Annotated in this window: 12 protein-coding genes; 5 read left to right on the forward strand and 7 right to left on the reverse strand. The window is 63.7% G+C overall.

Annotation, left to right across the window (positions count from 1 at the left end; all coding sequences use genetic code 11):
• Window positions 1-58: 58 nt before the first annotated feature.
• Genes glyS through JHX88_RS04560 form a run of 3 tightly spaced genes read right to left on the reverse strand, consistent with a single transcriptional unit; the run spans window position 59 to window position 3,509 of the window.
• A complete protein-coding gene (gene glyS, locus JHX88_RS04550) occupies window positions 59-2,116 on the reverse strand; it encodes a glycine--tRNA ligase subunit beta (RefSeq protein WP_076525644.1) in 2,058 nt (685 codons plus the stop codon).
• Window positions 2,116-2,589: a DUF6446 family protein gene (locus JHX88_RS04555; RefSeq protein WP_076525646.1), complete on the reverse strand. Its 474-nt coding sequence runs from the start codon at window positions 2,587-2,589 to the stop codon at window positions 2,116-2,118. The genes glyS and JHX88_RS04555 overlap by 1 nt, the downstream gene beginning before the upstream one ends.
• Window positions 2,586-3,509, reverse strand: coding sequence for a glycine--tRNA ligase subunit alpha (locus tag JHX88_RS04560; RefSeq protein WP_076525648.1), 924 nt, complete (start codon window positions 3,507-3,509; stop codon window positions 2,586-2,588). Before JHX88_RS04560 ends, JHX88_RS04555 begins: the two co-directional genes overlap by 4 nt.
• Window positions 3,510-3,616: 107 nt before the next feature.
• On the opposite strand from JHX88_RS04560, the gene JHX88_RS04565 reads away from it, so the two are divergent.
• Window positions 3,617-5,023, forward strand: a complete 1,407-nt coding sequence (locus JHX88_RS04565) for a peptidoglycan-binding domain-containing protein (protein ID WP_076525650.1) — start codon at window positions 3,617-3,619, stop codon at window positions 5,021-5,023.
• Window positions 5,024-5,032: 9 nt separating this feature from the next.
• Here JHX88_RS04565 and JHX88_RS04570 read toward each other — a convergent pair whose 3' ends face one another.
• A complete protein-coding gene (locus JHX88_RS04570; RefSeq protein ID WP_076525652.1) occupies window positions 5,033-6,484 on the reverse strand; it encodes a TrkH family potassium uptake protein in 1,452 nt (483 codons plus the stop codon).
• Window positions 6,485-6,640: 156 nt separating this feature from the next.
• On the opposite strand from JHX88_RS04570, the gene JHX88_RS04575 reads away from it, so the two are divergent.
• Entirely contained in the window at window positions 6,641-7,525 is an 885-nt protein-coding gene (locus JHX88_RS04575; protein WP_076525654.1) for an MBL fold metallo-hydrolase, read from the forward strand.
• Window positions 7,526-7,534: 9 nt separating this feature from the next.
• Here JHX88_RS04575 and JHX88_RS04580 read toward each other — a convergent pair whose 3' ends face one another.
• Window positions 7,535-8,407, reverse strand: a complete 873-nt coding sequence (locus JHX88_RS04580; RefSeq protein ID WP_076525656.1) for a DMT family transporter — start codon at window positions 8,405-8,407, stop codon at window positions 7,535-7,537.
• Between the two features lie 120 nt (window positions 8,408-8,527).
• On the opposite strand from JHX88_RS04580, the gene JHX88_RS04585 reads away from it, so the two are divergent.
• From JHX88_RS04585 to JHX88_RS04595, 3 genes are all read left to right on the forward strand, one after another.
• On the forward strand, window positions 8,528-9,910 hold the full coding sequence (locus tag JHX88_RS04585; protein WP_076525658.1) for an aminotransferase-like domain-containing protein: 1,383 nt from the start codon (window positions 8,528-8,530) through the stop codon (window positions 9,908-9,910).
• Between the two features lie 133 nt (window positions 9,911-10,043).
• Entirely contained in the window at window positions 10,044-11,165 is a 1,122-nt protein-coding gene (locus JHX88_RS04590; RefSeq protein ID WP_076525900.1) for a Ppx/GppA phosphatase family protein, read from the forward strand.
• Entirely contained in the window at window positions 11,165-11,929 is a 765-nt protein-coding gene (locus JHX88_RS04595; RefSeq protein ID WP_076525902.1) for an RlmE family RNA methyltransferase, read from the forward strand. The genes JHX88_RS04590 and JHX88_RS04595 overlap by 1 nt, the downstream gene beginning before the upstream one ends.
• Here the strand turns inward: JHX88_RS04595 and JHX88_RS04600 are convergent.
• Together JHX88_RS04600 and miaA are read right to left on the reverse strand one after the other, a co-directional pair.
• The gene (locus JHX88_RS04600) at window positions 11,917-12,873 is read right to left on the reverse strand and encodes a helix-turn-helix domain-containing protein (protein WP_176011431.1); all 957 of its coding nucleotides are present in this window, start codon (window positions 12,871-12,873) and stop codon (window positions 11,917-11,919) included. The genes JHX88_RS04595 and JHX88_RS04600 overlap by 13 nt on opposite strands.
• Window positions 12,874-13,081: 208 nt before the next feature.
• Window positions 13,082-13,969, reverse strand: coding sequence for a tRNA (adenosine(37)-N6)-dimethylallyltransferase MiaA (gene miaA / locus JHX88_RS04605; RefSeq protein ID WP_076525662.1), 888 nt, complete (start codon window positions 13,967-13,969; stop codon window positions 13,082-13,084).
• Window positions 13,970-14,045: the final 76 nt, after the last annotated feature.

A 14,045-nucleotide genomic window follows, 5' to 3' on the forward strand; every position in this document is an offset into this window, starting at 1 on the left:
AGAGGCCGGCGCGCCCCGTGCCCTCGATCATGCGGGCAAGGGCAGGGGGCGAAGCCGCTCAGCCCTCGATCCGGGTGAAATCGGCGATCTGGCGGCCCGCCTCGCGGATGCGGGAAAGCAGGTTGAGCCGGTTGCGCCGGAGGATCTGGTTGTCGGTATTGACCTGCACCGCCTCGAAGAACGCGTCGATGGGCGCGCGCAGCCCGGCGATGGCGGACATGGCGGCGGGGAAATCCTCTGCCTCCATGGCCTCCTTGATGGCCGGCTCCGCCGTGTCGAGCGCCGTGAACAGGGCGCGCTCCTCGCCGGTTTCCGCGAATTTCTGATCGGCGCCGAAACTGTATTCGACGCCGTCCTTGTCCTCGGCCTGCGCAAGGATGTTTCCGGCACGTTTCAGTCCCTGCGTCAGGTTCTGCCCGTCCTCGGTCGTCAGCATCTCGTTCAGCGCGGTGGCGCGGTTCACCACCTGCACCAGATCGTCATTGCCGGGCTGCGCCAGCACCGCGTCGATGATGTCATGGCGGATGCCCTGATCGCGCAAATGGACCTTGAGCCGGTCATGGAGGAAGGTCAGGAGGTCGGCGGCATCCGCTCCGGTATAGCCTTTTGCCATGATTTCGAGCAGACCGACCCTCACACCATTCCCCAACACCAACCGAATAACGCCCAACGCAGCCCGCCGCAGCGCGAACGGGTCCTTCGAACCGGTCGGCTTTTCATCGATGGCCCAGAATCCGGTCAACATGTCGATCTTGTCGGCCAGCGCCACGGCAACCGAAACCGGGGCAGAGGGCACCGCATCCGAGGGACCAAGCGGCGAGTAGTGATCCCGCGCGGCATCGGCCACGGCGTCGGCATGGCCTGCAGACTTGGCGTAATACCTGCCCATGATCCCTTGCAATTCGGGGAACTCGCCGACCATGGCCGAGCGCAAATCCAGCTTGGCCAGTCGCGCCGCCTGTTCCGCCTGATCCGCATCGGCCCCGACCAAGGGCGCGATCTCACGCGAGAGCGCCGCGATCCGCTCAACCCGGTCCGCCTGAGAGCCCAGCTTGTTGTGGAAGGTCACGGATTTCAGCCCTTCGGCCCAACCCTCCATGCCCTCTTTCGCGTCGCGCAGGTCGTTTTCCCAGAAGAAGGCGGCATCCGACAGTCGGGCTGCGAGCACGCGCTGGTTCCCGGCAAGGATCGTCGCACCGTCATCGGCAGTCTCGATATTGGCGACGGTGACGAAGCCCTCGATCCGTCCGGTCTTTGGATTGCGCGCCGAGAAGAATTTCTGATGCTCCTTCATCGAGGTCTGCAGCACCTCGGGCGGCAGGTCGAGGAAACGCTCCTCGATCACCCCCATCAGCGGCACCGGCCACTCGACCAGCCCGGCGACCTCGGACATCAGCCCTTCATCTGGCACGATCTCCCAGCCACGCGCGAAGGCGAGGCTGTCGGCCTCCTGCCGGATCGCGGCTTCGCGTTCGTCATGGTCCAGCATGACCCGGGCGCGGCGCAGTTTCGCGGCATAATCCTCGAACCCCGTGACGGCGAAGGGTTCGGGCGCCATGAAGCGGTGGCCACGTGTCGTATCGCCTGCCGCGATCCCCTCGACCGTCAGTGGCACCACGGATGCACCGGATTCGTCGGTCAGAATGCACAGGATCGAATGCAGCGGGCGCACCCAACGCAGCGACCCGTCGCCCCAACGCATGGATTTCGGCCATGGAAAGTTGCGGATCGCGGCTTCCAGTACCTCGGCCACAATCTCGGCTGCGGGGCGGCCCGGCCTCTCGATGGTCGCGAACCAGACCTGCCCTTTCTTGTCGTCCCGCTTTTCCAGTTGATCGCGGGTCAGTCCCGCACCGCGCAGGAACCCTTCCAACGCCTTCTCGGGCGCGTCCACGCGCGGACCCTTGCGCTCTTCGCGAATGGTGGGGCTGTGGTCGGTCAGACCCTCGACGGCCAGCACCAGCCGGCGCGGGGTGCTGAACGCGCCCGCCGAGGCATAGGTCAGACCGCCTTCGACCAGCCCGTCGGTGATCAGGCGTTTCAGGTCCGCACGGGCGCGAGATTGCATCCGGGCGGGGATTTCCTCCGAGAATAGCTCGATGAGAAGGTCGGGCATCAGTCCATCACTCCGCGTTCCGGGGTCTTGTCGTTATATTGGTGCCAGCCATAGGCGCGGCCATCGGGATAGATGGCCAGCACGCGGTCCACATCCGGGTGGATCTCGGACTGGCTCAGGACGGCACGGGCAGCGCCGGATTCGAGATCAGCGCCGATCTGTTCGGCATCGAAGCAATCGAACCAGCGGGGGCCGATCAAGGGGGTGGCACCTTCGAAAGGGATCGCATCGGAGAAATCGCCCTCGATGCGGAAACAGGCGCGCCAGCGGATAGGAGAGCTGTCTGCGTCGATACCCTCGAAACCGGTCATCTGCAGATCTTGTGCCCCGTCTTCGGACTGAATTTGAACGATCGCCGCCGGACTGCCCGGCGCGATCTCGTCGTAGAAACCATATTCCTGCGCATACCAGATCCCGCCGCCAACAAGAATTGGCGCAAGGATCAGCACGATGACTGCCAGCTTGCCCTTCACGCCGCTTTTCCCGCTGCATCGGTGGTCACGAACAGGTCGGCACAGGCCTTGGCCAGCGCCCGGACACGCCCGATATAGGCCTGCCGCTCGGTGACCGAGATCACCCCGCGCGCGTCCAGCAGGTTGAAGACATGGCTGGCCTTGATGCATTGGTCATAGGCCGGGTGCGCCATCGGGATACGCCGCCCGGCGCTGTCGGTCTCGGCCGCGTCGAGGATGCGCGCGCATTCGGCCTCGGCATCCTCGAAATGCCGGAACAGCGTGTCCGTGTCGGCCTGGTCGAAGTTCCAGCGCGAATATTCCTGCTCGGTCTGAAGGAAGATATCGCCATAGCTCAGCGGAATGGCCGCATCGGGGTCGTTGAAGGGCATATCCATCACATGCTCGACGCCCAGCACATACATCGCCAGCCGCTCCAGCCCATAGGTCAGCTCGCCCGAGACCGGGCGGCAATCATGCCCGCCGACCTGCTGGAAATAGGTGAACTGGCTGACTTCCATGCCGTCGCACCAGACCTCCCACCCCAGGCCCCATGCGCCGAGGGTCGGGCTTTCCCAATCATCCTCGACGAAGCGGACATCGTGGATCATCGGATCGAGGCCGATGGCGCGCAGGCTGCCCAGGTAAAGTTCCTGCAAATTCGCGGGGCTCGGTTTGATGATCACCTGATATTGATAATAATGCTGCAACCGGTTCGGATTTTCGCCATAGCGGCCGTCGGTCGGGCGGCGCGAGGGTTGCACATAGGCCGCCGCCCACGGCTTCGAGCCAAGGGCGCGCAGGGTGGTCGCGGGATGGAAGGTGCCCGCGCCTACTTCCATGTCATAGGGCTGCAGGATCGCGCAGCCCTGTCCGGCCCAGTAATTCTGCAGGCGGAGAATGACCTCCTGAAAGCTGCGGGGGCGGTTGGGGCTGGTCATCTGGGCGTCCTTTTTGCATAGATCGTGCAAAGCGTCCCGCGCCTTCTAGGCGTGGCTTGGGGCAGGGTCAATAAAGGGGCGGGCAGCGGCCCGCAAAGGAGGCCGGTATGCGGCACATGATTACGATGGTTCTGGCGGCAGGCTTGCCGGTGGCGGCATTCGCGCAGGACGCGGTGATACGGATCGAGGCCAAGCGGGGCGCGGCCCAGGCAAACGAGACCGCTGCGGGCTGGCGGCAGAAATTCGACGATGTGGTGACTTTCCCTCTGAACGGGGGCTGGATCGGCATCGCGTTGGGTCCACTGTCGCCGGAAGAGGCCGAGGCACGGCTGGACGAGTTGCGGGCCGCCGGAGAGGTGCCGGCCGACAGTTTCGTGGCCGAGCCGGGGAAGAATGTGGAACTGATCCCGGTGGCCGCCACGCCTTCCGATGAGACCGGACCGGCCCGAGACAACGAGGCTGCGGCAACGGATCTCGAAAACCTGCAGGTCAATCCGGTGATTGTCGGGGAGCAATCTGACAATGAGCCCGAGCCAGTTGCCGAGCCTCCGGTCGCGGCACCTGGCACCTATATCCGGCTGCAATCCCTGCGTACGCAGGCCGAGGGCGAGGAGGCGCTGACTCAATGGCGCGAGAACTTTCCCGGTGCGGGGCTGTGGCATTTGCCGGGCGGCTGGTATGGCGTGGCCCTAGGTCCGCTGGAGGAGGAAACCGCCCTCGCATGGCTGGCTGCCTTCAAGCAGGCCGACCTGATGCCCGGAGACGCCTTTACCTCGGAAGCGGCAGAGATGGGCGAAGCGGTGACGCCGGGCGAGGCACCCGATCTGCCCGCACCGGGTGAGCCGCAAGAGATGCCGCCGATGGACGAGGTGCAGAAGGCGCTGCGTTGGGCGGGACTCTACGAGGGCGGGATCGACGGCAAGGCCGGACCCCAGACCCGCGCCGCGATCAGTGCCGAGATCATCGGGCAACGGTTTTCCCCCGATCCCGGCACGGCCATGCGCAATCTGATGGAGCGCCGCGCGGAATGGCGCGACGAGATGGGGCTGACGGTGCTGGAGGACGCACATACCGGCCTTAGCCTCACGGCCCCCATGGACAAGCTGCAATTCGACCGCACCGAAAGGGCGCTGTCGATCTATGCGCCGAAGAACGATTCCGGCGCGGCGCTGATCCTGTTCAGTCAGCCGGGCGGACAGCAGGAGCTTCTCGATCTGTCAGGGCTTGTCACGGCGCTTGGCTGGGTGCCTCGTCCCAAGCGGGTGATCGAGAAGGGCCATGTCCTGCTGACAGGCAAGAATACCGATCACCATGGCCGGGCCGAGGGCTGGGTCCGCGACGGACGGGCCGAAGGCTTCGTTCTGATCTGGCCCGCGAACGACCCCGAGAACCAGACCCGCCTTGCCGCCGAGATGAGCGACAGCCTGGCCCGGAACGCTCGGGCTCAGGATGAACTGCCCGACGTGTCGGAAACGGATGGGGCTGCCTCGGACGACATCACGGAGCAACCATAGGAGCGTGCTTCAGGAACGCCAGAACTTGGGCAGCAGCAGCACGAGCACCGAGACCAGCTCGAGCCGTCCGAGGAACATTCCGAAGATCATGATCCATTTGGCGCTGTTCGGGAATTCGACGATCGAGCCGTTCGCGGAGATCTCGGGGCCCCAGGCAGGTCCGACATTGGCGATGGCCGTCCATGCGGCGGTCAGCGCGGTTTTCGTGTGTAGCCCGGTCAGCGACAACCCGACGATCAGCAGGCCGAATGTCAGCATGAACAGTGTGAAGAAGGCCATCACCGAATCCACCACCTCCTGGTCGAGGGCGCGCCCTTCATAGCGCAGCGGATAGACCCGATGCGGAGAATGCAGCCGCCGGATCTGCGCTCGAACGGCCTGGAACAGTACCAGGTAGCGGAAAACCTTGACCGAACAACCGGTGGAGCCGGTGCAGCCGCCGATCAACCCGCAGACGATCAGCAAGGCAAGTGGCAGATGCCCCCAGGCAGCCATGTCGGTCGAGGCGAAGCCGGTGCCGGAAAAGGTCGAGATAGTGTTGAAGACCGTTTCGCGGATCAGCTCGCCCGGGTGATCGCCCTGCTGCATGACAAGAAGCCGGTACAGGACGATGGCCATGCAAGCATAGAAAATCCAGCGCAGATAGGCGCGGATTTGGCTATCCTGCCATATCGGTACGAAATTCCCGCGCATGACCTGCACCATGCGGATGAAGGGGATCGAGGCGAGGATCATGAAGATCGACGCGGCCCATTCCGGCGCCCCGAGGAAAGCGCCGAAACTCGCATCGTAACTGGAGAACCCACCGGTGGACACGGTGGAGAACGCGTGGACAATGGCGTCGTATCCGTTGAGTCCCAGCAGGATATAGGTCAGCACTGCGGCGACCGTCAGCAGGACATAGATACGTGTCATCTCGGCCGCGATCTCGCCGGCGCGGGGCAGGATTTTTCCCAAAGTGTCAAAACCTTCGGACCGGAAGAACTGCATGCCGCCGACTTTCATCACCGGCAGGAAGACCATGGCGACGACGACGATCCCCAATCCGCCGATCCATTGCAGGATTCCGCGCCATAGATGCGTTCCACGCGGTAGCTCGTTCAGCTCGGGAAAGGCGGTGGTGCCGGTGGTGGTGACGCCCGACATCGCCTCGAAATATGCGTCGGTAAAGCTTGCATGCGGCTGACCGAACATGAAGGGCAGCGCACCGAAGACCGGCAACACGGCCCAGAGCCCGGAGGTGATCAGAAAGGCCTGCTGGATGCTGAGCAGACGGTAGTCGCCGCGCGAGGCGACCGTGATCAGCAGCCCCGCGACGATGGTAATGATGCCGGATTGCAGGAACACCGCCCAATGTTCGCTGCCCACCCACCAATCGGTCATCATCGGCAGGGCCATCGATGCGCCCAACACGACAATGACTTTTCCAAGCGGGTGAGCGACCGGGCGGATATCCATCATGTCATTTGCTTGCCGCGCGAGGCGAGGAGCGTCAAGCGCCGAAACCTCGGCACCACGTCTTTCCAATCCGAAACCTGACGCGTCAGGGGATGTATATCGATACCAGAGCGGTTATATTCGGCCAAGTGGCGTAACCGCGTATTCCACGGAGGAAAGATGGCAGCCTATCCTGTGACGACATCCATCAGGCCGGATGTCCAAGGCCATTTCGATCCCGCGACCAACACGATCAGCTATATCGTGAAGGATCCTGCCACGGATGCCTGTGCGATCATCGATTCGGTCATGGATATCGATTACGCGGCGGGCCGGATCACCTATGAGCACGCCGATATGCTGATAGACGAGGTCAACCGCCGCGGCTTGCGCCTCGACTGGATCATCGAGACCCATGTCCATGCCGATCACCTCTCTGCCGCGCCCTATATCCAGGACCGGTTGGGCGGCAGGATCGGCATCGGCGCGAATATCATGTTGATACAGGATGTTTTCGGCAAGATCTTCAACGAAGGAACAGAGTTCCAGCGTGATGGTAGCCAGTTCGATCACCTGTTCGAGGATAGCGACAGCTACATTATCGGCGAGATGTCCTGTTTCGCCATCCATACGCCCGGCCATACGCCAGCCTGCATGACCCATGTCATGGGTGATGCGGCTTTCGTGGGCGATACGTTATTCATGCCTGACGGCGGCTCGGCCCGTGCGGATTTCCCCGGTGGGGATGCGGGCGTGCTTTACGACAGCATCCAGAAGGTGTTGGCGCTGCCCGACGAGATGCGGCTGTTCATGTGCCACGATTACGGCCCGAACGGGCGTGACATCCAGTGGCAGACCACCGTGGCCGAGGAAAAGGCGCATAATATCCATGTCGGCGGCGGGCGAAGCCGCGAGGAATTCGTCCGCTTCCGGACCGAACGCGATGCGCAACTGGCAATGCCGCGCCTGATCATCCCCTCGCTTCAGGTGAATATGCGGGCGGGCGAGGTGCCGACCGACAAGGAGGGGCGCCCGATGCTCAAGGTTCCGATCAACGGGCTGTAGGACAGGGCGTCACGCAAAACGCTTGGCCCCCGCCACGCAGAGCACCACCAGAGCGGTTATCCCGACCATCGACGGGGCGACCGGCTCGTGCAGGAACAGCCATGCCAGCATCATGCCGAAGAAGGGTTGCAGCAATTGCAGCTGGCCGATCTTGGCGGTTCCGCCGATCGCCAGCCCGCGATACCAGAAGACAAAGCCGACCAGCATGGAAAAGACCGAGACATAGCCCAACCCGATCCATTCCGCCGAATTTACTCTGCCAAACCCGCTTGGCCACACTGCCAGGACAATTGCAGCCATGACCGGCAGCGACAGAACCAGTGCCCAGCAGATCACTTGCCAGCCGCCAAGCCGCCGTGACAGCACCGCCCCTTCGGCATATCCCAACCCGCAGACAAGCACCGCCGCGACCATCAGCAGATCGCCGCTCCATTGCATTTCGGTGCTCTGCGACAGGGCGTAACCCGCGACCAGCATGCTGCCCATGCAGGAAAACAGCCAGAATAGCGGGGCAGGGCGTTCGCCGCCGCGCAATGTGGCGAATATCGCGGTGGCGAGCGGCAGAAGACCGATGAACACGATGGAATGCGCGGCAGTGATATATTGCAACGCCATCGCGGTCAGCAGAGGGAACCCCACCACCACGCCAAGCGCCACGATCAGCAGCGACATCAGGTCGCTGCGGCCGGGCCGCGCCTCTCGTAACAGTTTCAGCAGGGCAATCGCGATACAGGCTGCCAGAACCGCGCGGACCGATGTCAGGAAAAGCGGGCTGAATCCCCCAACGGCAACACGAGTTGCCGGCAGTGAGCCACTGAAAATGAGCATGCCCAGAAAGCCGCTCCCCCAACCTGACCCCCATCCCGATGTCGTTGCCTGCATTCCGCTGCTCCTTTCATGTCATGGCGCATGGCTAGAGAGACTGGGCTGGCAAAGACAGATACAAACCAATACAATTTTGACATTCTGTATTGATACAACTGGGCATACAAAGGGGGCGGGATGGAAAGCCGGACAGAACAGGTCATGCAGGCAATCCGCCGCAAGCTCGGCTCGGGCGCGATTGCACCGGGGGAGAAGCTTCCCTCGATTCGTGGTTTTGCGACGACGATGCGGGTATCACCCTCTACCGTGGTCGAAGCCTATGACCGGCTCGCCGCCGAGGGTGTGATCTTTGCACGCCGCAGATCTGGCTTCTATGCGGCGCAAAGCAATCGGCCTGTCGCATTATCGGCAATGGGCCCAAGGCTGGAGCGCGAGATCGATCCGCTCTGGGTGTCCCGCCAGTCGCTGGATGCGGATGAGGAGGCGCCCAAGCCGGGCTGCGGATGGCTGCCTGCCGGTTGGATGCCCGTGGCTTCGCTCAGGCGGGCCATTCGTGCGGCGGGGCGGGCGGATGACGGGCTGCTATCCTATTATGGCGGAACTCGGAGCGAGGGGAAACTGCGGCAATTCCTGTCGCGGCAGCTTTCGGACCAGGGGATCGAGGCTGGCCCGGGTCGCATCCTGCTGACCTCCTCGGGCTCGAACGCGATCGACCTTGTCTGTCGCCTGCTGCTTTCGCCGGGGGACAAGGTGCTGGTCGACGATCCCTGCTATTTCAATTTCCAGGCCCTGTTCCGGGCGCACCGGGTCGAGATCGTCGGGGTGCCGTATACGCCGCAGGGTCCGGATATCGAGCGTCTCCAAGAGGCGTTGTCCCTGCACAAGCCGCGCCTCTACATCACCAATTCCGCCCTTCATAATCCGACGGGCGCGACGATATCGGCGCAGGTGGCGCATAAGGTGCTGACGCTCGCCGCCGTGCATGACCTGATCGTCATCGAGGATGATATCTTCACCGAGTTCGAGCCCGATCTCTCGCCGCGCCTGGCGGCAATGGACGGGCTGGACAGGGTGATCCGGATCGGCAGTTTCTCTAAGACCCTGTCGGCCTCTGTCCGCTGCGGCTATGTCGCGGCGCGGCCTGACTGGATCGAGGCGTTGATCGATCTGCAGGTGGCCACCAATTTCGGTGGCCCGAGCCCGCTCGCGGCAGAAATCCTGCATCACGCGCTGAGCGATGGCGGCTATCGCAAGCATATGGAGGCGCTGCGGGTGCGCCTGGCCAAGCTGCGCTGGAAGGTTGCAGTGCAGTTGGGCGAAATCGGCATTGCGCCATGGATCATGCCGCGCGGCGGTTTCTACCTTTGGTGTCAGTTGCCGGAAGGCACCGACGGGGCTGCGATGGCACGGGCGGCGCTGGCCGAGAATGTCGTCCTGGCGCCCGGAAACGTGTTCAGCCCGTCGCAAGGGATGATGTCCTATATGCGTTTCAATGTTGGGCAGATGGGCGATCCCGGAATTTATCCGGCCCTTGATCGCGCCATGCGCGCCGCAGGTTAGGCCTCGGATATCCGGCATGGGCGTGGCATCGCGCATACCCGGGGTGAAGCGCGACTTTAATACTCAACGCGCCCTTGATCGCATCCCCTCCGCAGGCTACCTTGAGGCCAAGTTGATATCGGAGGGCGTGATTATGGCGCCCAGGCGTCCCGCGGGTGGGGGCGCGTTCCCGAAAAATACGGTTGAGCCGTCCGTCACCCGCCAGGCCGAGGAGGGCGCGCTTTATGCGGCTCTCGACCTCGGTACAAATTCATGCCGGATGCTGATTGCGCGGCCGCGCGGCAGTCAGTTCCAGGTCGTGGACAGCTTCTCCAAGCCAGTGCAGCTTGGGTTGGGGCTGGAAGCTTCGGGGCGGCTGTCCCGGAGCTCGATGGCGCGTACCATTCATGCATTGCAGGTATGTCGGCGCAAGCTGGAGCAGCACAACGTCAAGAGCATGCGTCTGGTTGCGACCGAGGCTTGCCGAAGGGCGAGGAACAGCCGCGATTTCATGCGCAATATCCGCCGTGAAACGGGCCTGCCGCTTGAAATCATCGATGCCGAGGAAGAGGCGAGGCTGGCCGTGATCTCTTGCGCGCCGCTGGTCAGCCACAAGACCGAGACCCTGCTGGTCGTCGATATCGGAGGCGGCTCGACCGAACTGGTCTGGATCGATCTCGAGGATGTCGAACCGCGGGAGCGGCCGCGAGCGATCATGCGGCTGAGCGATGGTTTCGGTAATCCGCAGCCGGGCGGGGCGCGGGTGGTCGACTGGATCAGCGTGCCCCTGGGGGTGGCGACACTGCGCGACATGTTCGCCGATGTCGAGGACGACCAGGGACGTTTCGCGCTGATGAGTTGGTATTTCGAGGAACTCCTGGCCGATTTCGCGCCCTATGCGGATGGCTCTCCCGACGAGGGTTTCCAGATCATCGGGACGTCGGGAACCGTTACGACAGTCGCGGCGAGCCATCTCAACCTGCGCCGCTATGACCGCACCAAGGTGGATGGGTTGACGATGAGTACCGAGCAGATCGACAAGGTCATCCATTCCTATCTGGCCCTCGGGCCGATTGGTCGCCGCTCTGATCCGAGGATCGGGCGGGAAAGACACGCCCTGATCATGTCCGGCGCGGCGATCTTGCAAACCTTGATGCGGGTCTGGCCGACGAACAAGCTGTCGGTTGCGGATCGCGGGTTACGCGAGGGGTTGCTTTATGCCCAGATGGTGCGCGATGGGGTGCTCAGGCCGGAAGGGCTAAATGGAGTGGCATGATGGCAGCAAATGGTTCGGGCGGCAGCCGGGCGGGAAAATCCAGCGGTCGCGGAGAGCGTGACCTGCGGGTCCGGGTCAAGACCGCGAAGGGGCGCAAGCTGTCCAGCAAGCTATGGCTGGAACGGCAGTTGAACGATCCCTATGTCGCGCGGGCCAAGCGCGAGGGATATCGGGGGCGGGCGGCTTACAAGATCCTTGAGCTGGATGACAAGTATCGCTTTCTCGTGCCCGGCGCGCGGGTGGTGGATCTGGGCTGCGCCCCCGGTGGCTGGTGCCAGGTGGCGGTGCGGCGCGTGAACGCGCTTGGCGAGAAATCCGGCAAGCCGGTGGGCCGCGTGCTTGGCCTCGACCTGCAAGAGGTCGATCTGATCGCCGGGGCCGAGATCCATCTGCTCGACTTCCTGTCCGAGGGGGCGGACGACAAGGTCAAGGACTGGCTGGGCGGAACCGCCGATGTCGTGATGTCCGACATGGCCGCGTCCTCTTCGGGGCATAAGGGCACGGATCATCTGCGTATCGTCGCATTGGTCGAGGCGGCGGCCGCACTGGCTCTCGATATCCTCGAACCGGGCGGAACTTTCGTTGCCAAGGTATTGGCCGGCGGCGCGGAAAGCGACATGCAGACGTTGCTGAAGCGGAATTTCCAGAAGGTCGCCAATGTCAAACCCCCCGCCAGCCGCCGCGACTCGTCCGAGAAATTCGTGGTCGCGACCGGGTTCCGGGGGCGCAGGGAGTCCGTTGAGGCGGATGATCAGCCGGACTGATCCCGGAATGTTTCGGGGCGCTGCCCGGTCGCCTCGACAAAGCTGCGGGTGAAATGGGCGTGGCTGGTATAGCCGAGTTCCTTTGCGATCTGCGCCGGGCTTTGTCCGCCTTCGCGCAACATCTCGACCGCCCGCTGCAACCGCACCTCGTGCATCAGTTCGATGGCGCGCTTGCCTCGGGCGTTCTGGCAAGCGTGATCCAGCGCCGCCGTGCTTGTCCCCAGAATGGCCGCAAGATCGGCGATGGTGGGCCCATGGCGCAACTGCGCCATGGCCAGTGTGAGAAAGCGTTCGACAAGCGGGCGTTGCGCCTCGTTCGGCAGGGGCGTCAGGGCTGCATTGGCCCGAGCCGGTTCGAGCCGGGCAAGGCGCAGGGCCAGAACGCCAAGCAGGCAATGCAGTGCCTTTTCGGAATTCGGCTTCGCGCTTTCGTCCGCCAGTTCCTTGAGGGTGGAAAGCAGCGCTTCTCCGGATTCGCCGGCGGAACCAGCCAGCGGATGCTGGGGAAACGGCGGATCGATGTCGCGGAGCAATGCCGGGGCGAGCAGGAGGGCATGGCCTTCGGTCTCCGGCTTCGGCCAAGCCGCAAAGGCGGTGCCGGCGGGGATATAGCGGACGGAATCGCTTGGCATGACATGCTGTTGCCGCGGAAAGTCCAGATGCAATTGTCCGGCTGTCACCCAGATCAGGATATGGTCTGCCCGGGTTCGGGGCTGCGGAGGCGTGGCGCGGCTGCCCCAGATGAACCCCGCCAGCGGCAAGAGGCGCGGCCCCGATTGTCGCGCCACCGGGCGCTGCGCGAAGGAACGGGCCGCTACGGCCAATATCTTCGGCGGCGTGGGAGGAGAGGCCGTCCCGAGCCGGGCTGTGGCGGCGTGATAGCGGCGCATATCCAGGGCGCGGCCCTCGGGAATATCCGAGTCATTTATCCGGGCATTTGGCAAGCCGCTCGCCTTCGGGCGAGGCAGGCCCGTCAGGCTTCGTTCTGCGAAGGGGCTGGGCGAGAAGGGAAATCTGCCCTCCCAATCTGTTCGATCATGAGACGCCATCTATAACCGTGAACTCGTATAAGCTGCGGATGAATTGTCGCTTAACTCTGGCGGTCCGACAACCGTGAATCCGGAAAAAATCCACGCCGCACGATTGGCCGGGTCAATCCGCTGGTCCGACCGGCCAGTTCTGCCAATCCTTCATCCGGTTTCGAAACCATATCCGTTGCGATTTCGCATATTGCCGGGTGGCGATGATGGCACGTTCCGTCGCGGTCTCCAGATCGAGTCCGTCCCGCAAATGCGCAACCAGTTCTGGCGCCCCGATTGCGCGCGCCCATTGCTTGCCGGGTTCCCATTCGGGCAGCATCGCCTGCACCTCGGCCAACGCCCCTTCGGACATCATCGCATGAAAGCGCCGGGCGATGCGGTCGGCCAGCCAGTCCCGGTCGGCGTTCATGACCAGCCGCTGACAGTCGGTGGGAGGGATTAGCGGCGGAGGTGTGTCCGCTTGCCAGGACGCCAGTCCACGCCCGGTCGCGCGCAGCACCTCCCATGCGCGCTGAACCCGCGCCGGATTGCGAGTGTCGATGCGCTGATGCGTCTCTGGATCGAGTTCGGCCACCATCCTTGCCAATCCGTCCTCTTCGGCCAGCATCGCGTCACCGGCAGCCCGGATCTTGGATGAGACAGGCGGAACATAAGCCAATCCCTGCGTCAGCGCCGTCAGGTAAAGCCCCGTGCCGCCCACAATGATCAGGCGTCGGTCCGCGAGCTGGGCCACATCGCGCAGCCAGTCCCCGACGGAATAGCTGCGATCCGGCGTGACATGGCCATAGAGTGCATGCGGAGCCGCTGCCTCGTCCGCTTGCGAGGGCCGTGCCGTCAGCACCCGCCAGCAGGACCAGATCTGCAAGGCGTCGGCATTCACGATCAATCCGCCCTGGGCCTGCGCCACTGCCAGCGCCAGTGCCGATTTGCCGCTGGCGGTCGGACCTGCGATCAGCAGGTGGCGCGCGGGGTCGATCTGTGCGAGGTCAGGCGCTTGCATGGGTGGTTCCGGGCGGTTGATCCTGTCCGCTTTTTGCGACATTTTGCGCGGCAATGAAAGCGGCGAGCCCGGCGAT

Source organism: Paracoccus saliphilus (genome assembly GCF_028553805.1).
GTDB classification, from domain to species: domain Bacteria; phylum Pseudomonadota; class Alphaproteobacteria; order Rhodobacterales; family Rhodobacteraceae; genus Paracoccus; species Paracoccus saliphilus.

Excerpts from the sequence above, each read along its gene's own strand:
- glyS (WP_076525644.1), bottom strand. The coding sequence starts at position 2,116 with ATGCCCGACCTTCTCATCGAGCTATTCTCGGAGGAAATCCCCGCCCGG.
- JHX88_RS04560 (WP_076525648.1), bottom strand. The coding sequence starts at position 3,509 with ATGACCAGCCCCAACCGCCCCCGCAGCTTTCAGGAGGTCATTCTCCGC.
- JHX88_RS04565 (WP_076525650.1), top strand. The coding sequence starts at position 3,617 with ATGCGGCACATGATTACGATGGTTCTGGCGGCAGGCTTGCCGGTGGCG.
- JHX88_RS04570 (WP_076525652.1), bottom strand. The coding sequence starts at position 6,484 with ATGATGGATATCCGCCCGGTCGCTCACCCGCTTGGAAAAGTCATTGTC.
- JHX88_RS04575 (WP_076525654.1), top strand. The coding sequence starts at position 6,641 with ATGGCAGCCTATCCTGTGACGACATCCATCAGGCCGGATGTCCAAGGC.
- JHX88_RS04580 (WP_076525656.1), bottom strand. The coding sequence starts at position 8,407 with ATGCAGGCAACGACATCGGGATGGGGGTCAGGTTGGGGGAGCGGCTTT.
- JHX88_RS04585 (WP_076525658.1), top strand. The coding sequence starts at position 8,528 with ATGGAAAGCCGGACAGAACAGGTCATGCAGGCAATCCGCCGCAAGCTC.
- JHX88_RS04590 (WP_076525900.1), top strand. The coding sequence starts at position 10,044 with ATGGCGCCCAGGCGTCCCGCGGGTGGGGGCGCGTTCCCGAAAAATACG.
- JHX88_RS04595 (WP_076525902.1), top strand. The coding sequence starts at position 11,165 with ATGGCAGCAAATGGTTCGGGCGGCAGCCGGGCGGGAAAATCCAGCGGT.
- miaA (WP_076525662.1), bottom strand. The coding sequence starts at position 13,969 with ATGCAAGCGCCTGACCTCGCACAGATCGACCCCGCGCGCCACCTGCTG.